This window comes from Nitrobacter sp., from assembly GCF_051535235.1.
In the GTDB taxonomy this organism is placed as follows: Bacteria; Pseudomonadota; Alphaproteobacteria; order Rhizobiales; family Xanthobacteraceae; genus Nitrobacter.
Genome location: NZ_JBPPLZ010000001.1, coordinates 490,597 through 511,910, shown reverse-complemented (window position 1 = coordinate 511,910; position 21,314 = coordinate 490,597). Strand labels below are relative to the sequence as shown.

Sequence of the window (21,314 nt, the reverse complement as noted above, 5' to 3'; positions counted from 1 at the left end):
GTGCTCGACGCCGATGGCGGCGGCAAGGGCGCCAACTACACGAGCGCGGCGCAATGGTTCCGCAAGGCGGCCGAGCGCGGCGTCGCCGACAGCCAGTTCAACCTCGGCATTCTCTATGCCCGCGGCATCGGCATCGAACAAAATCTCGCCGAATCCTACAAGTGGTTCAGCCTCGCCGCCGCCCAGGGCGACGTCGACGCCGGGCGCAAGCGTGACGAGATCGCCAAACGGCTCGATCCGCAGTCGCTTGCCGCAGCCAAGCAGGCGGTTCAAAGCTTCGTCCCCAAGCCTCAACCGGACGATGCGGTCGGCGTCGCGAGCCCCGCCGGCGGATGGGACGGCGCGGCCGCACAGCCCGCCGCAAAGCCCTTGGCCACAACAAAGCCCCAGGCCAAAACCACCGCGGCCCGATCCGCGATGGCTAGGCAGGCAATGGCCAGGCAAGCAATGGCGAGACCGGCCGCGCAATAATCGCGGTATCCACCAACTTCGGACCTGAGAGCCTGTTTGAAAGGTTTACTTTCCGGGTGTCCCGGGCGCGCTGCGGTACGAAGTGACGCTGCGCTGCGTCCGGGGAACGGTCAGGAGATGCCCGAGGCTTTCCAAACAGACTCTGAACGGGAGCGGGGCGAAAAAGCCCGTCGTGCCGAATTCTTTAACCCCGGCCGCTGATGATTTCGGTTATGCAAGTGACGCGGCGTGCAACCGCGCCGCAACCGAGGATCCATGCTGCGGAAAGGCGCCTGCCGGCCCGCGGTCAAATTCGAAAACGAACGCGCGTGCAACTCTACCTCCCGATCGCCGATCTTCCGGTCAACGTGTTCCTCATCCTGGCGATGGGCGCGGCGGTGGGTTTCGTATCCGGTATGTTCGGCATCGGGGGCGGCTTCCTGATGACGCCGCTGCTGATCTTTGTCGGCATCGCGCCGGCGGTTGCGGTCGCGACGGTCGCGAGCCACATCGCGGCTTCCTCCTTCTCCGGCGCGCTGTCCTATTGGCGCAAACGCGCGATCGATCCGATGCTCGCGCTGGTGCTGTTATGCGGCGGCATGGCCGGAACCATGCTCGGCGTCTGGGCCTTCACGCGGCTGCGCGCGCTGGGCCAGCTCGATCTTTTGATCGCGCTGTCCTATGTGGTGCTGCTGTCCGGCGTCGGTGGAGCGATGTTCTGGGAGGGACTGCGCGCCATGCGGCGTGCCCGGCACGGTCAGATCATTCCGTCGCGGCGCTCCGGCGGTCACGGCTGGATTCACGGCCTGCCGCTGAAAGTCCGCTTCAAGCGCTCCAAAATCTATCTGTCGGTCATTCCCGTCGTGGCCATCGGCCTCGGCATCGGCTTCATCGGCGCGATCATGGGCATCGGCGGCGGCTTCATTCTGGTGCCGATGCTGATCTACCTGCTGCGCGTACCGACGTCGACCGTGATCGGCACCTCCATGCTGCTCACCCTCGTCACCATGACGTTCGCCACCGTGCTGCACGCCGCCACCAATCATCTTGTCGACGTCGTGCTCGCGCTGATCCTGATGACCGGCGGCGTGACCGGCGCGCAATTCGGCGCCCGCGCCGGACAGCGCATCCGCGGCGAACACCTGCGCCTGCTGCTCGGGCTGTTGATCCTGGCAGTCGGAATCCGCTTTGCGGTCGAGTTGGGAATCCGTCCGGCTGATCTCTACACGGTCCGCGAGACGACGGGCGGCATATGAGGAGGCGCGCAACATGCTCGGCGATCGGTCTGGCGCTGCTGCTTGGCGCTGCCTTCATCGCGGACGATGCGCGCGCCGAGCACCTGATCGTTTCGGTATCGAACCATCGCGTCACAGTGACGCCGAACTATTCGGGCGAGGAACTGGTGCTGTTCGGCTCCATCGAGCGTGATGGCGATACGCCGATTCCACGCGCCGGCTACGATCTCGTCGTGACCGTCAGCGGCCCGCGCATCGACATGGTCACGCGCCGCAAGGAGCGCCGGTTCGGCATCTGGGTGAATGCCGACTCCCGACAATTCCTCAAGGTCCCGGCCTATCTTTCGACCTTCGCCAACCGGCCGCTGGACAAGATCGCGGCGCCGGACATCCTTCGCCGGCAGCAACTGGGGCTGAACAACGTGCTGCTGACCCAGCGCGTCGGCCCCGACTATGCCGACGTCGTCGCCGGCGATCCGTTCCGCCGCGCCTTCATAAGATTGCGCACCGAACAGGGGCTGTATCGCGAGAACACCTCGGCGGTGACTTTCCTGACGCCCACCCTGTTCCGCACCGGCATCCCGCTTCCGGCCGAGGTACCGATCGGGACCTACACCATCGGGATCAAGCTCCTCGCCGACGGCGCGCTCATCACAAAGACCGAAACGGCGTTCGAGATCGTCAAGGTCGGCTTCGAGCAGTTCGTCGCCACCGCCGCCCGGCAACATGGTCTCCTCTATGGCGTGGCGACGGCATGCATGGGGCTGATGGCCGGCTGGATGGCGTCGATCGTCTTCCGCCGAGACTGACGGTCAATCCATGGCGCGCTACAGCGCCCATGCGACGCCCATCGCGATAACTCCGGCGGCCATCACCGCGGTGGCGAGCCAGCCCAGCCAATACAGTTTGCCGGTGACGACAAACCTGCCCATGACGTCGCGGCGGCGGACCATCGCCATCAGCAGCACCATCACGGGCACCGCAAGCACGCCGTTGATGACCGCGCTCCAGTACAACGCCTGGATGGGATCGACAGGCGTGAAATTGAGAGCGATCCCGATCGCCGCCGACAGCGCCAGCACCCCATAGAACGCCGCCGCCTCCTTCGGCTTGCGCGCCAGCCCGACCGGCCATCGTCGCCCCTCGCCGACGGCGTAGGCGGCCGAGCCCGCCAGCACCGGAATCGCCAGCAACCCGGTGCCGACGATGCCGAGCGCAAAGATCACTTCCGCAAACCGGCCCGCAATCGGCCGCAACGCCTGCGCAGCCTGCGCCGACGTCTCGATGTCTGTCTTGCCGGACGCATGAAACGTCGCCGCGGCGGTGAGGATGATCGCGATCGCGATCAGGCTGGAGAAAGCCATCCCGACGATGGTGTCGGCGCGGATGCGGTTGAACTCCTGCCGCGCGCCATGATGCCTGTGGACCAGCGGTTGTTTCGCGGAATCGACACGCTGATCCTCGGCTTCCTGCGAAGCCTGCCAGAAGAACAGATAGGGCGAGATCGTCGTGCCCAGGATGGCGACGACGGTGGTGAGAAACGACGCGTTGAATTCCACGCGCGGAATCAGCAGGCCCGCGACCGCCTCGCCCCAGGACACATGCGCAACCGCCAGCGCGCCGACATAGGCGAACAGGCTCAGCGTCAGCCATTTCAGGACTGCGACATAGCGGGCATAATCCAGAAAGATCTGCGCCACCACCGATGTGACGCCGAACAGCAGCACGTAAGCGAAGGCGGGACCGCCAAACAGCAGCCTCGACGCATCCGCCATAGCGCCGAGATCGGCGGCGACGTTGATGGTGTTGGCGATAAACAGCAGCGCGACGATGCCGTTCAGCAGGCCCGCGGGATAGTGGCGGCAGACATTGCCGGCGATGCCATGCCCGGTGACGCGCCCGACCCGCGCGGAAATTTCCTGGATCGCGGCCATCAGGGGAAACGTCAGCACCATGGTCCAGCTCGCGGCATAGCCGAGCTGCGCGCCGGTCTGGCTGTAGGTGCCGATGCCGGAGGGATCGTCGTCCGCCGCGCCGGTGATGAGGCCCGGACCAAGGGTTTTGAAAATGGCACGCCACCGAAACGACGGCGCGCTTTTTAGTATCGGGCCGTTCCGGCCAGCCTCTTGACGTGGTCCTCGCACCGCTTTTGTCATGCCCGCTCCAGCCGCGCCAGACAACGCGGTGGGCAAATCCCGGTTCCGAAAGACAGAACTCATGCGCCGGGACCGGCGGACCATTCCCGCGCAACCGCGACGGATCAGTTCTTGTGGTGGGCATCAAGTTCGCTCACACCCCCGGCTCCGGCAGCGTAACCGGGGGTGAGATCACCGCAGCCCTAACTCGCAGGCCGCACTGAAGCGGCAGCAGGACGGGTGACGAGGTAAATGCCGAGCGCCACCGGCACGATCCCGAGCAGATCGCGAAGCGCGAGGTGCTCGCCGAGCACCAGCCAGGCGAACAACATGGCAAGCGGCGGCATCAGGAAGTGATAGGCGCTTGCCGCGGTCGCGCCGCAGACCTTGAGCAGATGAAACCACAGCACATAGGCGAGGATCGAGCCGCACAGCACGAGATAGGCAAACGCCGCCAGCAGGCGCCAGCTCGGCGCGATATCGCTGACATCTGACAGCGCCGAAGCGAACGGCAGCAGCGCGATGCCACCAGCCAGATTCTGGATGCCGTTGCCGAGCCACAGATCGCCTTTCGGCGCGAGCCGCTTGAACAGGATGGTGCCGGCCACGATCGAGGCCAGCGAGGCCAGCGTGAATGCAACGCCATGCAGGCTGTCGGCGCCGACCGATATGCGATCCCAGACGATGAAGGCGACCCCGGCGATGCCGAGCAGCAAACCCGCGATCTTGCGCCAGGTCAGGCTCTCGCCGAGAAAGACAGCGGCCAGCACAGCGGTGAAGACCGGATTGGCGCTGACGATCAGGCCGCCGAGACCGGCCGATACGGTTTGCAGTCCGGTGTAGCCAAGACCGAGATACAGCGCATTGTTGGCGATGCCGAGCAGCGCAAAGATCGCGACGTCGCGGCGGGAGAGTGACCAGCCCTCGCCACGCAGCATGGCAATGCCGAAAATCAGGATGCCCGCCAGCAGAAATCGCGCCGTGAGCAGGATCAGCGGCGGGCAATCGGTGACGCCGATCTTGCCGGCGACAAAAGCGAAGCTCCACAGCAGGCAGAACGCGGCAATGGCGAGCGGCAGCGTGTTGAAGGCGGAGCGCGGTGCGGCGGGCGAGGCAAGGGAGGGCGAAATGAGGGACATCGGGAAGTCTCCTTTGCCCCCGATGTAGGCCGGAGCCTTGTCATTTGGAAATTAAATGATAAAATATCGATAAGTGGATTTTCGAATGGTATGCGCCATGCTGGATCTGGAGCTGTTGCGCAGTTTCGTATCGGTCGTCGACGCCGGGGGCTTCACCCGCGCCGGCGAGCGCGTCCACCGCACCCAGTCGACCGTTAGCCAGCAGATCAAGCGTCTCGAGGACGATTTCGGCCGTCCCCTGCTCAACCGCGTCGGCAAGAAGGTCGTGCCTACCGAGGACGGCGAGCGGCTTTTGGCCTATGCACGGCGGCTGCTGGCGCTGGCGGAGGAAACCCGCGACGTGCTGGCGCGGCCGAAAGGCGAAGGCGTCGTCAAGCTCGGAATTCCCGAAGACTTCGCCGCCTATCGCCTGACCGAATTGCTGGCGAGTTTCAAGCGGTCGCATCCCGGTCTGCGGCTCGACGTCCGCGCCGACCAGAGCATGTGTCTGCGCCGCGACCTCGAACGCAGCGAACTCGACCTCGCTTTGCTCAAGCGGCCCGCAGGCGAAAAGGGCGGCATCGGTGTGTGGCCGGAGCGGGTCCATTGGGTGACCAGCAAGGTCCATCCCGTCGATCCGGGAACGCGATCCGTTCCGCTGATCGGTTTTCCGCCCGGCTGCCTGTATCGGGCCGGCGCCATTCACGCCATCGAAAGCGCGGGCCGCACATGGCACATGGCCTATACCAGTTCGAGCCTCGCGGGAATCCAGGCCGCGGTCGCCGCCGGCCTGGGCCTGGGCATTCTCTCCGAGATCGCGATTCAGCCGACGCATCGCGTCCTGAGCGCAAAAGACGGCTTTGCGCCGATCGACAAAACCGAAGTGGCGCTGATGGCTACGCCGGAGGCGAGTTCGGCCACGCTGCGCGTCGCCGATCTGCTGGCGGATTTCTGCAATTCGGTGCAGGCGAAGGCGGCGTGATCAACGGCAGCGCGATGCCGCGATCGCGTGCATCCGGCTGTCGCCGAGCACATGCGCCACGAAATCGGTCGAGAAGATCCGGGCGAACGCCCTATCGCGGATGCTGAGGCCGCCGGCATAGGCGCCGAACGCCGGCATCACGGCGCGCTCGCCGTCGCTTGCAAAACAGCGCCGCTCCATGGAGCGGCCACGCGTCGAGACCCGCGCCTTCGGATGCAGGTGACCCGCGATTTCTCCGAACTCACCTGTCGGCTCATGGCGGAACATGATCCCGCCCATCGCAACCTCGGTTGCGACCACGCCGCCGAGATCGGCTGGCAGCGCCGGATCGTGATTGCCGGAAATCCAGATCCAGTCGCGACCGGCTTGCAGCGCAGACAATGCGTCGCGATCCGGCGCTGCCAGCCGCTGATAGGCGTCAGGATCGTGAAAACTGTCGCCGAGCGCGATCACGGTGCGCGGATTGTAATGCGCGATGACGGCCGCGAGCCGCGCAAGCGTCGCCTGCGTGTCATAGGGCGGCAGCAGCACGCCGCGCATGGCGAAACTGGAGCCTTTCTCCAGATGCAGGTCGGAGACGACGAGCAGCCGCTCCCGTTCCCAGAACAGCGCGCCGGAGAGATCGGCGAGAAATTCGACGGCGCCCACACGCATGGCTTGCGGCAGCCGGACGTCGTTGATGGCCAACACGCTCAAGAGATGATCCGAATCGGAAAGAGGCTCGTCGCTTTCATAGATCATGCGAACGATCTTCCGAAAAGAGCCGAGACCAAAGGGAACCCGGCAAATATGGACCGCGATGGCATCACCGCTCCATCGCCTCCTTGACGAGGTCCTCGGCGGCTTCGGCCAGCAACTCATCGGAGGCTTCGCCATAGACGGCCTCGCGGCCGATCTCCAGCATCACCGGCACCGCGAGCGGCGAGATATGATCGAGCGGCTTGTGCGTGATGCGGCCCTTGATCCGCGCCAGCATATCGCTCAGGCGGCGGATATCCAGCAGTCCGGTCGCGGCGTCCGCCCGCGCTGCGCGCAGCAGCACATGATCGGGCTGGTGCTTGCGCAGCACGTCGTAGACCAGATCGGTCGAGAACAGCACCTGTCGCCGGCTTTTCTCCTCGCCCGTGAAGCGGCGCGCGATCAGCCCCGAAATGATCGCGCAACTGCGGAAGGTGCGCTTCATCAGCGCGGATTCCGCAAGCCACGCCTCAAGATCGTCGCCCAGCATATCCGGATCGAACAGCGCATCCAGATCCAGCCGACGCTGCTTGATCAGGGTCGACGCATCGCCGAGCATCCAGATCGCCAGTGCGTATTCGTTGGCGACAAACCCGAGCGGGCGTGCGCGCATCCGCTCCAGCCGCCGTGTCAGGAGCATACCGAGCGTCTGGTGCGCGAGCCGTCCCTCAAAGGGATAGCAGACCAGGTAGTGTTTGTCGGCGCGCGGGAAGGTCTCGACGATCATCTCGCGCGCATGTGGGACGCGCGAGACGGAAGCCTGCAGCGACAGCCATTCCCGCACCTGATCCGGCAAGTTGTTCCATGCGCGCTTGTCGTCCAGCAGATTGCGCACCCGTTCGGCCAGATAGGTCGAGAGCGGGAACTTGCCGCCCATGTAGGACGGCACCTTGGGACTGTCGTCATTGGCGCGGGAGACATAGACCTGATCCTCCACCAGCGCCTCGTAGCGCACGATCTCGCCGCCGAATACGAAGGTGTCGCCGGCAACAAGTCCCTCGATGAAATACTCCTCGATCTCACCCAGTATCCGGCCGCCGCGCGCGATCGCGCCGGTCGATCCCGAACCGCGGTGCCGCGAGCGCACCAGTTTCACCTTCAGCATCGCCTCCTCGACGATGGTGCCGATGTTGAGGCGATAGCCCTGCCGCACGCGCAAATTGGCGACGCGCCAGCGGCCGTCCTTGTCCTGTTTGATGCGGGCGAAGCGCTCATAGGTTTTCAGCGCGTAGCCGCCGGTGGCGACGAAATCGATCACGTCATCGAAATCGGCGCGCGTAAGCGCCGCATAGGGCGCGGCCGTGCGCACCTCATCAAAGAGCTGATCGGCATGGACCGGCTCGCCGCAGGCGCAGCCGAGCACATGCTGCGCCAGCACGTCCAGCGCGCCGCTACGCAGCGGCGGCGTGTCCTGCGCATTCTCGTTCACCGCATCGATGGCAACGCGGCATTCGAGCACCTCGAACCGATTCGCAGGCACCAGCACCGCGCGCGAGGCTTCCTCGAGACGGTGATTGGCGCGACCGATGCGCTGCATCAGCCGCGACGAGCCTTTCGGCGCGCCGATATTGATAACGAGATCGACGTCGCCCCAGTCGACGCCGAGATCGAGCGAGGAGGTGCAGACCACGCCGCGCAGTCGGCCCGCCGTCATCGCCTGCTCCACCTTGCGGCGCTGCGCGACGTCGAGGGAGCCGTGATGCAGCGCGATGGCGAGACCGTCGTCGTTGATGCGCCAGAGATCCTGAAACAGCATCTCGGCCTGGCTGCGGGTATTGACGAACACCAGCGTCGTCCTGTTGCGCCTGATGAGTTCATAGATTTCGCCCAGCGCATGCCGCGCCGAATGCCCGGCCCACGGCAGCCGCTCGCGCGTATCGAGCATCTCGACAATCGGAGCGGCAGCGCCGCCGGCTGTGACGATATCGGCGGAGGCAGCTCGGCTTTCGGGTTGCGGCACCAGAAATCGCGCCAGCGACTCCGGCTCCGCCACCGTCGCCGACAGTCCGATCGTGCGCATCCGCGGCGCGAGTTGCCACAGCCGCGCCAGCGCGAGCGACAACAGATCGCCGCGTTTCGAGGTCACCAACGCATGCAGTTCGTCGAGCACCACGCGCCGCAATGACGAGAACAGGAACGGCGCATCATCCGAAGCAAGCAGCAGCGCCATTTGCTCGGGCGTCGTCAGCAGGATATCCGGCGGATAACGGCGCTGGCGCTGGCGCCGCGACACCGGCGTGTCGCCGGTGCGGGTCTCGACCCTGATCGGCAGCTCCATCTCCGCGATCGGAGCTTCCAGGTTGCGGGCGATATCGACTGCCAGCGCCTTCAGCGGCGAGATGTAGAGCGTGTGAAGGCCCCGGCTTTTGCTCCCCTCGCCCCTCGCAGGAGAGGGCTGGCAGGAAAGCTCCACCAGCGTCGGCAGAAAACCCGCCAGCGTTTTGCCGGCGCCGGTCGGCGCGATCAGCAGCGTCGAACGGTCCTCGCGCGCCTTTCGCAACAATTCGAGTTGATGCGCGCGCGGCGACCATCCCCGCGCCCCGAACCAGCGCAGGAAGCCGTCGGGCAGCGGAAGCTGCTCTTCGCGATCCGCGATTCTCACGCCCCGAGAGGTAGGCCGTCCCGCTTGCCCGGTCGAGGCCAAGACCGAGGCCAAGACGATGTCCGCCCTCCGAAAGCGAATCAGGCACCGCCCTCCCCGACCTCCAGCCACGTCCGGCTCGCCGACGCCGTGCCGGAATCGTCATGTGGCCGCTGATTTTGCTGGATTTTCGGCCTTGCAGGACATCATTCCCGGCGAGTGTGGCCACCGTATCACAGACAAGTTTCCCATCGGGGCGTACAGTTCCGGGGTCATTCGCAGACGGGGAACACAATGAAAAAAATTCTGCTCGGCGTTCTGCTGGCCGGCACCGCAATGAGTGCCCAGGCGGCCGATCTCGCACCGCGGCCTTACACCAAGGCGCCGGTGATGGCCCCGGTCTATGACTGGACCGGGTTTTATCTCGGCGTGAATGCCGGCTTCGGGCTTGGCCGCGACCGGACTGTGCATGATTATGGCAACGGCTTCGGAAACTCACTGTATCTGCAGCCGCTCGGCGCGGTCGGCGGCGGCCAGATCGGCTACAACTGGCAGACCAATTCGTTCCTGGGCCCGATCGTGATCGGCGTCGAAGCCGACATTCAGGGCGCCGACATGACCGACAACCGGACAGACTTCATCGGTTTGATCCAGTATCGGCAGAAGCTCGACTGGTTCGGCACCGCGCGCGGCCGTATCGGCCTGGTCAACGGCCCGACCCTGACCTACCTGACCGGCGGCTACGCTTACGGCAACGTCAACACCACGATCACCGAAGCCGGCGTGCCGTTCGCGTTCAGCGGCAACCGCGGGGGCTGGACCTGGGGCAGCGGCGTCGAAGCCGCGCTCGGCGGAAACTGGACCGGCAAGATCGAATATCTCTATGTCGATCTCGGCAACCGCACCGACTCGTTCGTTGGTCAGACACTGCATTCCGAACTGCGCGAGAACATCTTCCGCGTCGGCCTGAACTATCGCATCGGCGGCCACAGCACGTATACGCCGACGGTCACCGCCAACTGGAACGGCTTCTATCTCGGCGGCAATGTCGGCACCGGCACCAGCCGCAACCACGCTACGGTGACCGACATCAACGCCGGTACCAGCGTGCTGTTCAATCTCGCACCCGATGGCCTCATCGGCGGCGGCCAGATCGGCTACAATTGGCAAGCCGGCAACATCGTCTACGGCCTCGAGACCGACTTCCAGGGCTCGACGATGGAAGACAACAAGACCTGCATCGGCTGCGTGCCGGGCGCCTCGCTCGATTTCAATTCGAAGATACAGTGGCTTGGTACCGTGCGCGGCCGCCTCGGCTACGCGGTTGGTCCGTCGCTGTTCTATGCGACCGGCGGTTTCGCCTACGGCAGCGTCAAGACTGCGCTCAACACCTTGAGCTTCTCGGATACCCGCACCGGCTGGACGGTCGGCGGCGGCATCGAGACGCCGTTCACCCTGCTCGGCCTGTTCGGCCCGAACTGGACCTCGACGACGGAATACCTCTACGTCGATCTCGGCCGATCGAGCCGCAGCTTCGACTTCGGTAACGCGCCGGGCGTGCTGACAACCGGTGCGCAGGAACACATTTTCCGCACCGGGTTGAACTATCACTTCAACACGCCGGTGAGCGCGAGATACTGATCGCGACTGCACCGGACCTTCAAGGCCCGGTGCAGGCTGCGTGAAAATTTTGGGGAGTGGGCAAGAAGGCCGCATCGGATGACGATGCGGCCTTTTTTTATGCGTGGAATTCGACGTGTTGCCGCGGCAACGACCCGCGAAAGCGGTGACTCTTTTACGGAACCCGGCCTAATCTCCGCGCCATGTCCGATCTCGTGATCCGAGCCGCCAATGAGGCCGACCTCCCGGCCGTCACCGAGATTTATGAGCACGCCGTCCGTTGCGGGACCGCGACTTTCGAGCTTGTCCCGCCCGATCTCGCGGAAATGACGCGGCGCTTCGGCGCGCTGCGGGATGGCGGCTTTCCTTATCTGGTGGCGGAGTTCGCAAGCGCCGTGGTCGGCTATGCCTATGCCGGCCCCTACCGGGCACGACCGGCCTATCGCTTCACCGTGGAGGACTCGATCTATCTGGCGCCCGCCGCCCAGCGCCGCGGCGTCGGACTACAGTTGCTGCGCCGTCTGATCGCCGAATCCGAGGCGCGGGGCTATCGCCAGATGATCGCAGTCATCGGCGATTCCGCCAATGCGGGATCGATCGGGGTGCATGCGCGGGCCGGCTTCACAATGATCGGCATCCACCCCGCGGTGGGCCTCAAGTTCGGCCGCTGGCTCGACACCGTGATGATGCAACTCCCGCTCGGCGACGGTAGCGCAACGATTCCGTCTGAACAGGCCACGCGCATTCCGGACTAAAAGCGATGCCGCGACGGGCCGCCGCACTTGCGGCTGCCGATCCGCAATTCCCATGTTCTGTGGTGCCGTCCCCGTTCCGGGGGCGATCCGAGGAGCTCGATGAACTACTTTCGTACCGCGATCCTGCTGGCGGGCCTCACCGGCCTGTTCATGGCTGTGGGCTATCTGATCGGCGGCGCCAGCGGCGCGGCGATCGCGCTCGTTGTCGCCGCCGCGACCAATATCTTCGCCTACTGGAACTCCGATCGCATGGTGCTGTCGATGTACGGCGCCCATGAGGTCGATGCCGGCACCGCACCGGACCTGCACCGGCTGGTGGCCGAACTCGCCGCGAGCGCCGGGCTGCCGATGCCGCGCGTGTTCCTGATGGACAATCCGCAGCCCAACGCCTTCGCCACCGGCCGCAATCCGGAGAACGCCGCCGTGGCAGTGACGACCGGACTGGTGCAGTCCTTGCGCCGGGAGGAACTGGCCGGCGTGATCGCGCACGAACTTGCGCACATCAAGAATCACGACACGCTGCTGATGACCATCACCGCAACCATCGCCGGCGCGATCTCGATGCTGGCGCAGTTCGGCTTGTTCTTCGGCGGCGGCAATCGCGACAACAACGGGCCCGGCATTGTCGGCTCGCTGGCGATGATGATCCTGGCGCCGCTCGGCGCCATGCTGGTGCAGATGGCAATCAGCCGGACCCGCGAATACGCGGCCGACGAGATGGGCGCGCGCATCTGCGGCCAGCCGATGTGGCTTGCCGCGGCGCTGGCCAAGATCGACAACGCCGCGCATCAGGTGCCGAACATGGAGGCCGAGCGCGCGCCTGCCACCGCACACATGTTCATCATCAATCCGCTGTCCGGACGCGGCATGGATAATTTGTTCGCCACCCATCCTTCGACCGAGAATCGCATCGCGGCGTTGCAGCGGCTGACCTCGCAGTACGGCGGCGGCGCTTCCACGCCGCCCGCACCGCCTCGTGGCGACTCAGGCGGTCCATGGGGCGGACAGGGACCTTCGCGCCGTGGTCCCTGGGGCTAGGGCGCTTCTCCGCGAACAAATAAAGTCGCGCAGCAGACGTTGCCGGTTCAACGGCTGCGGCCATTTCGGCTGCGGCCAATCGACCTGCATGCATTGCCTTGTCACCATGTCCGGAATCGGCTTCGTGGGAGGTCTCGCCAAGGAGATCATTCGGACATGTTTGTTAAGTCGATTGCGGCGCTCGCCGGAGCGATAATGTTGTTCGGCGCGAACTCTGCCAACGCAGATGCCACCATTCCCAGCAAGGATATTGCCGGCGCCAGGGACAACGCGCTGCTGAAGCGTTACGACGGCTCGTTCATCGTGAGCTATGAGCGCCTCGCCTTCACCGACTTCAAGGTGCCGCTGTCGCGGCTCGAAAAGGCCGGCGACGATCAGCGCGATCGCATGAACAATCAGGTATTCAAACCGAAAGAGGAAATCGAGGTCGAGGGCGCGCGCACGCGGATCGCCTATCTGCTGCCGGCCGGGCGCTCGTCGCTCGAGGTGTTGCGTAACTATCAGGATGTCGTGAAAGAGGCCGGCGGCGAAGTGCTCTACACTTGCAAGACGGAAGGATGCGGCGGCGACCCCGAGCGTTCCAGCGACGGCGGCGGCGGCGAGATAAGCCTCACGATGTATTTCGTTCACGCGAGCCAGCTCAAGGATGCGGATTTTTCCAACGGCAAATGCGCGCTGGCGTCTCATATCGACGATCAGCGGTTCTTCGCTGCGAAGATTCCGCAAGGCGGCGGCGACGCCTATGTCACGGTGCAGACTTTCCAGGTCAAAGACGATCTGTACTGCAAGGCGTTTAACGAACGCACCGTGGCGCTGGTTCATATCGTCGAGCCGAAGCCGCGCGAGCAGAAGATGGTCGTGGTGAAGGCCGAGGAGATGGCGCGGAGCATCGGTACGACCGGCCGCGTCGCACTTTATGGCATTTTCTTCGACACCGACAGGGCCGATCTCAAACCCGAATCCGGTCCGACGCTGGCCGAGATCGCAGGCCTGCTCAAGGCCGACCCGAGGCTCGCCGTGCTGATCGTCGGTCACACCGACAATCAAGGGGCGTTCGACCACAACCTCGATCTGTCGCGCCGCCGCGCCGAAGCGGTGGTGAAGATGCTGGCGGCGAACCACGGGATCGATCCGAGGCGGCTGCGCGCCGCCGGCGTCGGCATGATGGCGCCGGCCGCCTCGAATGATGCCGAAGACGGCCGGGCCAGGAATCGCCGGGTCGAAGTGGTCAAGCTGAACTGACGGCGCGCTCCTCACGCCGCAAGGTCCGTTCTGATCCAGGAGCCGCAGCGGCGAATTCGTTTCGCCGCTTGAGGCCATTCGTTTGCGGGGTCCGTTCGGTCGGGAAAGGTTAACGTGCTGGGTGATTTGCCGCGCCAGTCCTCGCCGTGTTCCGGCACTCCCGCCCGAAAAAATATTGGAACCGAAGAGCGGGATGAGGCGTTTCTTCCGGATGTGATTTGGTATGCGGCGTATTTGGGGATAACCCCTGCAGACCGGCCTACCCAACGACCTGTCCGTTCGATGCTGGAAAAGGCAAGTATCAATACCAGGGCTTTCCTCGCTGGCGGCGAGGAAATGGGCAGTTTAACGCGCCGGTTCAATTGGGCCGCCACATCGGTCGGCGCTCCCGAGGCGTGGCCCCAGAGCCTGCGCACGGCCGTCCGCATCATGCTCAACACCAACCATCCGATGTTCATCTGGTGGGGGCCGGATCTGATCCAGTTCTATAATGACGCCTACCGCCAAACCCTGGGACCGGAGCGGCATCCCAGCGCGCTTGGCCAGAAGGGCAAAGAGTGCTGGGCCGAGATCTGGGACATCATCGGTCCCCAGATCGAGCACGTCATGGCCGGGCGCGGCGCGACCTGGCATGAGGACCAGCTCGTTCCTGTGACGCGCAACGGTAAGCTGGAGCAGGTCTACTGGACCTACGGGTTCAGCCCGATCGATGAGGATCAAGGTGTAGGCGGGGTACTCGTCGTGTGCCGCGACGTCACGCGCGAACATTTTGCCAAGCTCGCCTTGCAGGAACGGGAGGCCGAGCTTGCGCGCGTGCAGATGATCGGCCGGATCGGCGGCCTCGAGGTCGATCTGCGCACCGGTCATCGCAGTCGAAAGTCGCCGGAGTATCTGAAGATACACGGCCTTCCCCCGCAAGCTATCCACGAAAGCCGTGAGGACTGGCTCCGCCGCGTCCATCCCGATGACCGCGCGGTGGCGGAAGGGCAGTTCATCGATGCTGTGCGCGGCGGTGATCGGGAATATGCGGTGCGGTACCGGATCATCCGGCCAAGCGACGGCGAGATACGCTGGATTTCCGCGCGATCGGTGATCGAGCGCGATGCCGATGGCAAAGCGGTCCGGCTGTTCGGCGCGCACATCGACATCACCGACCAGGTCGAAGCAGAGCGCGCCATCCGCCAGCGCGAGGAGGAATTCCGCACGCTTGCGGAGGCGCTGCCGCATCACGTCTGGACCGCGACACCCGACGGCACGTTCAACTGGTTCAATCCGCGTGTCTACGAGTATGTCGGCGTGAAGCCGGGCGAACTCAGCAGCAAAATCTGGAGCAAGATGGTCCACCCGGACGATGCGGCGGCCTCGATCGCGGCCTGGACCCGTGCGGTGACCAGCGGCCGGTTTTTCGAGATCGAATTCCGGATGCGCGGCGCCGACGGCAGCTATCGCTGGTTTCTGGCTCGCGCCGTGCCGGCGCGCGATGAAGACGGTCGCATCACCCGCTGGATCGGCACCAATACCGACGTCCACGATCAAAAGCGGATCGCCGGCAAGCTCGCCGAACTGAACGCCACGCTCGCCGAGCGCGTCGAGGAGAAAACGCGCGAGCGCGACCGGATCTGGAATGTGTCGCAGGACCTGCTGCTGGTCACCGACCATGACGGCATCTGGCGCTCCGTCAATCCCGCCTGGACGAGGACGCTCGGCTGGACCGAGGCCGAGTTGCTGGAGCGCACCGCCGAATGGATCTCGCATCCCGAAGACACCGTCAGGATCCGGGCGGAAATTCGCCGCCTTGCGCTCGGCGAGGCCACGGTGCGATTCGAAAACCGGCTCCGTCACAAGGACGGCTCATATCGCTGGCTGTCCTGGACAGCGGTCCCGGATCAAAACCTCATCTATGCCGTGGCGCGCGACATCACCGCGGAGAAGACCGCGGCCGAACGGTTGAGAGCGGCCGAGGAGGCGTTGCGTCAATCGCAGAAGATGGAAGCGGTAGGCCAGTTGACCGGCGGCATCGCCCACGACTTCAATAATCTGCTCACCGGCATCGTGGGCTCGCTCGATCTGATGCAGACCCGTCTCAATCAGGGCCGGACCGATCGCGCCGGCCGCTACATCGAGGCCGCAATGGCTTCGGCAAATCGCGCCGCGGCGCTGACGCATCGGCTGCTGGCGTTCGCCCGCAGGCAGCCTTTGGTGCCGAAGTCGGTCGACGCCAATCAGCTCATCCTTTCGCTTGAAGACTTGCTGCGCAGGACCATCGGCGAGGCTATCGATCTGGAGATCGGGCCGTCCGAACGGCTATGGCAGACGCTGTGCGATCCGAACCAGCTCGAAAGCGCGCTGCTCAATCTCGCCATCAATGCACGGGATGCCATGCCCGGCGGCGGCAAGCTCAAGATCGCAACGGCGAACACGACCGTCGGCGCTGCCGATGCCGGCCCCTCCGCCATGCAGGCGGGCGACTATATCTGCATCACCGTCACCGACACCGGAACGGGCATGACCCCCGAAGTGGCGGCGCGCGCCTTCGATCCCTTCTTCACCACCAAGCCGATCGGTCAGGGGACCGGACTCGGGCTGTCGATGATCTACGGATTCGCCCGGCAATCCAACGGCCACATCGCCCTCGACACCGCGCCGGGCCGGGGCACCTCGATCAGGCTTTGTCTCCCGCGCCACGAGGGCGTCCCCGAGCCCGATCAGGCTCCGCACGTCAGCAACGACAGGATCCCGGCGACCGGCGAAACCGTTCTCGTCGTCGAGGATGAACCTGTCGTGCGCGGCGTCATCATCGAGATGCTGCACGATCAAGGCTACCTGACGCGCGAGGCCGCCGACGGAGCGGCGGGCTTGCGGATTCTGCAACTGGACAAACCCGTCGATCTTCTGCTGACAGACATAGGATTGCCAGGCATGAACGGACGCCAGCTCGCGGATCAGGCGCGGGAGCTGCGGCCGAATCTGAAAATTCTCTTCATGACCGGCTATGCCGAGAACGCCGCAAACGCCGAAGGTTTTCTGCAACCCGGCATGGACATGATCACCAAACCGTTCGATCTCGACCATCTGTCGCAGCGTGTGCGTGACATCATTTCAAGCTGACCTATTTCAAGCTGACGTACCAACGCATTCGGCGTCGTCATCGTGAGCGCGGAAGATCACGATACGATTGAAGCGATATTGTTCCCTGCGCAGACGCATTTTGCCGGTAAAAACTGGCGGAACGAATGCCCAAGCCCGGACTTTTCTCCTCCGCAACATTCACGATCGGAGGAAATTTTATGATCCGTCGCGTTATCGGAACTGCCGCAGTTGCGGTCGCCTTGGTGCTTCCAGTCTCTGCCATCGCGCAGGGCGTACCGGGCGGCATCGAGCGGGGTGCCCGCGAAGGTGAACGGGCCGCGGGGCCGGTTGGTGCCGTGGTTGGCGGCACCATTGGCGGAGTTGTCGGCGGCGTCGCCGGCGTGCTCGGCGTCGACCAGCGTCCGCGCTTCCGCCACTATGTGGTCGAGCAACACCGTCCGTCCTACCACTATCGCGAGGAGGTTCGCGTCGGTGCAGTCCTGCCCGAAGCCGGCGTGACCTATTATGAGGTTCCGGCCGAATACGGCGCGCCGCAATATCGCTATACGGTGGTGAACGATCGGACCGTCCTGGTTGATCCAAGGACCCATCGGATCGTCGACGTTATCGAATAACGCTGTCTCATAATGCAGGATGAAAGAGGCCGCCGTCGCAGGCGGCCTCTTTGCGTTCAGGGACGCGGCATCACACGCAACCGATCAGGAACGGGTTGCTTGTTCGCTCATGGCCGATGCTCGATCCGGGACCGTGTCCGCAGATGAACGCAACGTCGTCGCCGAGCGGCAGCAGCTTGTCGGTAATGGATTTGATCAACGTGGCATGATGGCCGCCGGGCAGGTCGGTGCGGCCGATCGAGCCGTTGAACAAAACGTCGCCGACATGGGCGAAGCCCATCTCCCTGTTGAAAAAAACCACGCTGCCCGGCGAATGGCCGGGGCAATGAAGAACGTCGAATTCGAGTTCGCCGACCTTGACGCGGTCGCCCTCTTCAAGCCAGCGATCGGGCGCGAAGTTGCGCATCCCGGTCATGCCGTAATTGCGTCCGCTCTCGACCACCAGATCGAGCAGGAATTCGTCGGCGATATGTGGCCCCTCGATCGGGACCTTCAGCGCGTCGCGCAATTCCGCAGCGCCCCCGACATGATCGATGTGACCATGCGTGAGCCAGATTTGCCTGACCTTCACGCCTGCTTTTTCGATGTTCCTCCTGATGAGCGGAACATCGCCGCCGGGATCGATGACCACGGCGTCCCTGGTGGCTTCGCACCACAACAGCGTGCAATTCTGCCGGAAGGGCGTCACCGGAATGATCGTAGCGCCGGCTTTCGTGCCGGTCTGGGTGTCAGTCGGCTTTTCCCGGGTCATGCGCGAGCAATTCCGATTTTTGTGACGCCAAGCAATTTGAACCACGTGGCTGTTATATACTCCCTGGGTGGTCAAAAAACACCGGCATGGCCGGCCCTCGTTTTTGCTATGGTCGCGTCGCCATGGAATCGAATGCGACCCACATCGCCCTCGCACCTCCGCCCGACCGCCGCCAGTCGGAGACCGCGCTGGCGATTGCGCGCGGGACAGGACGGCTTTTGCGATCGCTGGGATTTTCTTGCGTCAGCGAATTGCCACTGCCATCAGGACGGCGCGCCGATCTCGTGGCGTTGAATGCGAGCGGGGAAATCTGGATCGTCGAGATCAAGTCCTCTGTCGAGGATTTGCGGGCCGATCGAAAGTGGCAGGATTATCGCGCGCATTGCGACCGCCTGTTCTTCGCCTTCACGCGCGATCTGCCCTGTGGGATTTTTCCCACGGACACCGGGCTGATCGTCGCCGACGCCTATGGCGCTCACCTGCATTGCGAAGCGCCGGAACACCGCCTGAGCGCGCCAACGCGCAAGGCGATGATGCTTCGCTTCGCATTGGCGGCGGCCCAGCGGCTCAATCGTCTGGTCGATCCGCAAGGCCATGCCGAGGGGGAGTTTTAACTTGTCATTCCGGCCGCCGCGACGAGATATTTTCCGGTTGCCCGCGCTTCCATACACGGGTCACGCCGAGGACATGCTGCGCTCGAAAATGCTATAATGAGAGCGATCACCGCGGCGCGCGTTTCGCCAAAATACGCTGCAGCGTGCGGCGATGCATGTTGAGCCGCCGGGCCGTCTCCGACACATTGCGGTTGCACATCTCGTAAATGCGCTGGATATGTTCCCATCGCACGCGATCCGCCGACATCGGATTCTGCGGCAGTTCCGACTTCTCCGAATTGCTGGAGAGCAGCGCCGCGACCACATCGTCGGCGTCGGCGGGCTTCGACAGATAATCGACGGCACCCATTTTCACCGCGGTCACTGCGGTTGCGATATTGCCATAGCCGGTCAGCACGATCGCGCGAGCATCGGGGCGCTCACGCTTCAGGGCCGACACCACGTCGAGACCGTTGCCGTCGCCGAGCCGCAAGTCCACCACGGCAAAGGCCGGCGCCGATTTTCCGATATGTGCAAGGCCGTCGGAGACGCTGTCGCAGGAGGTCACCTCGAAGCCGCGGGTCTCCATGGCGCGCGACAGGCGCTCGAGAAACGGCTTGTCATCCTCGACGATCAGCAGCGAGCGGTCGGCTTGCGGGAAAACGTCGGGAGTAGCGTTCACAATGATACCTCGCGCTGAGTTGCCTCTGGAACATATGGGCGCTGAAAGCAGTGCCGCAAGCGATGACAGATCACGATCATTGGTGTTGAGAACTAAGCCATTGTCTCTGCGATTGTTTTCGATGTCTCAAAGCGGACGCGCGGCCAGACGATCTGCACCACCGCGCCATGCTCCGGAAATGTCCGGTTGCTGAAGGACACCCTTGCGCCGGTGCGCTCGAGCAAGGTGCGGGCGATGAAAATCCCGAGACCGAGGCCGCTGCGCCCGCCTTGCGCATCGCCGACGTTGCGGCGGCGCGACAGGTAGGGCTCGCCGATTCGCTTGAGAATGTCGGGAACTATTCCCGGACCGTCGTCCGAGATCACGATCCCGACGGTGTCGCTGTTCCACCAGGCATTGACTTCGACGGCGCTGCGCGCGAAATCGACGGCGTTCTCCAGAATGTTGCCGACGCCGTAAAGGATCGCGGGATTGCGCATGCCGACCGGCTCGTGATCGCCGGTGGCCGCGATCGTGGTCTTGATGTCGATGCCGAAATCGCGATGAGGCGCGACGGCTTCCTCGATCAGCGTCGACAGCGGCATCCGGTCGAACGGCGCACCCGAGGACGACAGTTGCGCGATCTTGGCAAGGATGTCGCGGCAACGCTGCGCCTGTTCCCGCACGATGCCGAGATCGCCGGCGAGCCGCTGGGGGTCCTGCGCGCCGTTCTCCTGCAATGCTTTTTCCAGTTCGCGCGAAACCAGGAAGATGGTCGACAGCGGCGTTCCAAGCTCATGAGCGGCGGCGGCGGCGAGGCCATCGATCTGGGTCAGGTGCTGCTCGCGGGTCAGGACCAGTTCGGTTGCCGCGAGCGCATCGGACAGCTTGCGCGCCTGCTCCGTCACCTGGAACGTGTAGAGGCTGGTGACGCCGATCGCGAGCACGATCGAGAACCAGACGCCGGCGAGATAGATCGGCGGCAGGATCAGCGGGTCATCGACGTCCCACGGCAGCGGCAAATGCGTGAAGCCCAGGACTGTCGCGCAAGCAATCGCGAAGGCGCCGAGCGCCATGGTCAACCGTGTCGGCAAGGCCGTGGCCGAGATCAGCACGGGCGCGAGAAACAGATACGAGAAAGGATTCTGCAGACCGCCCGTGAAGAACAACAGCGCGGCGAGTTCGGTGATGTTCAGCGCAAGCAGCGCCGCGGCCTGACGCGGTTCGAGCCGCTGCATCGGATCGAAGATCACCTGCATAGCCAGATTGAGCAGCGAGGACAGTCCGACGATCGTCACGCAGGGAATGATCGGCAGATCGAATTCCAGCCCCTGCGCGACGATGAAGATCGCCGCGAGTTGCCCGAGCGCCGCGAGCCAGCGCAGCCGCAGGATGGTATCCAGCCGGACGTAGCGGCGCGGATGGTTCAAGTCGGAGGCGGCGACGTCGGTCATGTCGCGCAAGCTTATAGCGTTTTCGGGCGATTCTCGCGACGCGGAAGGCCGCGACACGCCGGAGTCGCGGCCCGTCTTGATCTGCGCAATCGAGGCGGCGCATTCGTGAAGCCCATGGGAAGCTTGGCCCCTGTGAAGCGCCGAGCGCCTCGTTCGTTCCAAGGAACTTGCGGAGAGAGAAATGTTTTCGCCACATCCCGGCTCGCGGAAAGCATTAACATACTATATGTAGATCTCTATAGACCGGGGGCGGATTG

General features: G+C 64.3%; 17 protein-coding genes and 1 pseudogene. 11 read left to right on the top strand and 7 right to left on the bottom strand.

Features of this window, described 5'->3' with window-relative positions:
• The 3 genes and pseudogenes from ACS3WA_RS02490 to ACS3WA_RS02480 form a co-directional block, all read left to right on the top strand.
• Positions 1-471 (top strand): annotated as a pseudogene (locus tag ACS3WA_RS02490) (hypothetical protein); the annotation flags it as partial.
• A 308-nt stretch (positions 472-779) separates the two neighbouring features.
• A complete protein-coding gene (locus tag ACS3WA_RS02485) occupies positions 780-1,706 on the top strand; it encodes a sulfite exporter TauE/SafE family protein (RefSeq protein ID WP_438276963.1) in 927 nt (308 codons plus the stop codon).
• Complete coding sequence (locus ACS3WA_RS02480) at positions 1,703-2,494, top strand: TIGR02186 family protein (RefSeq protein WP_438276962.1); 792 nt, start codon at positions 1,703-1,705, stop codon at positions 2,492-2,494. The genes ACS3WA_RS02485 and ACS3WA_RS02480 overlap by 4 nt, the downstream gene beginning before the upstream one ends.
• Before the next feature lie 18 nt (positions 2,495-2,512).
• Here the strand turns inward: ACS3WA_RS02480 and ACS3WA_RS02475 are convergent, their stop codons facing one another.
• Both ACS3WA_RS02475 and ACS3WA_RS02470 read right to left on the bottom strand, forming a co-directional pair.
• Positions 2,513-3,841: an NRAMP family divalent metal transporter gene (locus tag ACS3WA_RS02475; RefSeq protein ID WP_438276961.1), complete on the bottom strand. Its 1,329-nt coding sequence runs from the start codon at positions 3,839-3,841 to the stop codon at positions 2,513-2,515.
• 182 nt (positions 3,842-4,023) lie between these two features.
• Complete coding sequence (locus ACS3WA_RS02470; protein ID WP_438276960.1) at positions 4,024-4,959, bottom strand: DMT family transporter; 936 nt, start codon at positions 4,957-4,959, stop codon at positions 4,024-4,026.
• Between the two features lie 97 nt (positions 4,960-5,056).
• Between ACS3WA_RS02470 and ACS3WA_RS02465 the strand changes: the two genes are divergently transcribed.
• Positions 5,057-5,920 carry a LysR family transcriptional regulator gene (locus tag ACS3WA_RS02465; RefSeq protein WP_438276959.1) on the top strand — a complete coding sequence of 288 codons (864 nt, stop codon included), beginning with the start codon at positions 5,057-5,059 and terminating at the stop codon, positions 5,918-5,920.
• On the opposite strand, the gene pdeM is transcribed toward ACS3WA_RS02465, so the two are convergent.
• Both pdeM and ACS3WA_RS02455 read right to left on the bottom strand, forming a co-directional pair.
• Positions 5,921-6,574 carry a ligase-associated DNA damage response endonuclease PdeM gene (gene pdeM, locus ACS3WA_RS02460; RefSeq protein ID WP_438276995.1) on the bottom strand — a complete coding sequence of 218 codons (654 nt, stop codon included), beginning with the start codon at positions 6,572-6,574 and terminating at the stop codon, positions 5,921-5,923.
• Between the two features lie 151 nt (positions 6,575-6,725).
• Positions 6,726-9,260: a ligase-associated DNA damage response DEXH box helicase gene (locus ACS3WA_RS02455; RefSeq protein WP_438276994.1), complete on the bottom strand. Its 2,535-nt coding sequence runs from the start codon at positions 9,258-9,260 to the stop codon at positions 6,726-6,728.
• 273 nt (positions 9,261-9,533) lie between these two features.
• Between ACS3WA_RS02455 and ACS3WA_RS02450 the strand changes: the two genes are divergently transcribed.
• From ACS3WA_RS02450 to ACS3WA_RS02425, 6 genes are all read left to right on the top strand, one after another.
• Complete coding sequence (locus ACS3WA_RS02450) at positions 9,534-10,880, top strand: outer membrane protein (RefSeq protein ID WP_438276958.1); 1,347 nt, start codon at positions 9,534-9,536, stop codon at positions 10,878-10,880.
• Positions 10,881-11,062: 182 nt separating this feature from the next.
• Positions 11,063-11,614 carry an N-acetyltransferase family protein gene (locus ACS3WA_RS02445; RefSeq protein ID WP_438276957.1) on the top strand — a complete coding sequence of 184 codons (552 nt, stop codon included), beginning with the start codon at positions 11,063-11,065 and terminating at the stop codon, positions 11,612-11,614.
• Positions 11,615-11,713: 99 nt separating this feature from the next.
• Entirely contained in the window at positions 11,714-12,652 is a 939-nt protein-coding gene (gene htpX, locus ACS3WA_RS02440; RefSeq protein ID WP_438276956.1) for a zinc metalloprotease HtpX, read from the top strand.
• A gap of 156 nt (positions 12,653-12,808) precedes the next feature.
• Positions 12,809-13,894 (top strand): DUF4892 domain-containing protein, encoded by a 1,086-nt coding sequence (locus ACS3WA_RS02435; protein ID WP_438276955.1) that lies wholly within the window; start codon positions 12,809-12,811, stop codon positions 13,892-13,894.
• A 282-nt stretch (positions 13,895-14,176) separates the two neighbouring features.
• The gene (locus tag ACS3WA_RS02430; protein WP_438276954.1) at positions 14,177-17,002 is read left to right on the top strand and encodes a PAS domain-containing protein; all 2,826 of its coding nucleotides are present in this window, start codon (positions 14,177-14,179) and stop codon (positions 17,000-17,002) included.
• A gap of 179 nt (positions 17,003-17,181) precedes the next feature.
• A complete protein-coding gene (locus ACS3WA_RS02425; RefSeq protein WP_438276953.1) occupies positions 17,182-17,598 on the top strand; it encodes a DUF1236 domain-containing protein in 417 nt (138 codons plus the stop codon).
• A 70-nt stretch (positions 17,599-17,668) separates the two neighbouring features.
• Here the strand turns inward: ACS3WA_RS02425 and ACS3WA_RS02420 are convergent, their stop codons facing one another.
• The gene (locus ACS3WA_RS02420; RefSeq protein ID WP_438276952.1) at positions 17,669-18,349 is read right to left on the bottom strand and encodes an MBL fold metallo-hydrolase; all 681 of its coding nucleotides are present in this window, start codon (positions 18,347-18,349) and stop codon (positions 17,669-17,671) included.
• A 122-nt stretch (positions 18,350-18,471) separates the two neighbouring features.
• Here ACS3WA_RS02420 and ACS3WA_RS02415 point away from each other — a divergent pair, with 122 nt between their 5' ends.
• Positions 18,472-18,963 (top strand): MmcB family DNA repair protein, encoded by a 492-nt coding sequence (locus ACS3WA_RS02415; RefSeq protein WP_438276951.1) that lies wholly within the window; start codon positions 18,472-18,474, stop codon positions 18,961-18,963.
• Positions 18,964-19,069: 106 nt separating this feature from the next.
• Here ACS3WA_RS02415 and ACS3WA_RS02410 read toward each other — a convergent pair whose 3' ends face one another.
• Both ACS3WA_RS02410 and ACS3WA_RS02405 read right to left on the bottom strand, forming a co-directional pair.
• Positions 19,070-19,624, bottom strand: a complete 555-nt coding sequence (locus ACS3WA_RS02410; RefSeq protein ID WP_438274004.1) for an ActR/PrrA/RegA family redox response regulator transcription factor — start codon at positions 19,622-19,624, stop codon at positions 19,070-19,072.
• 92 nt (positions 19,625-19,716) lie between these two features.
• Positions 19,717-21,057: an ActS/PrrB/RegB family redox-sensitive histidine kinase gene (locus ACS3WA_RS02405; RefSeq protein ID WP_438276950.1), complete on the bottom strand. Its 1,341-nt coding sequence runs from the start codon at positions 21,055-21,057 to the stop codon at positions 19,717-19,719.
• Positions 21,058-21,314 lie beyond the last annotated feature (257 nt).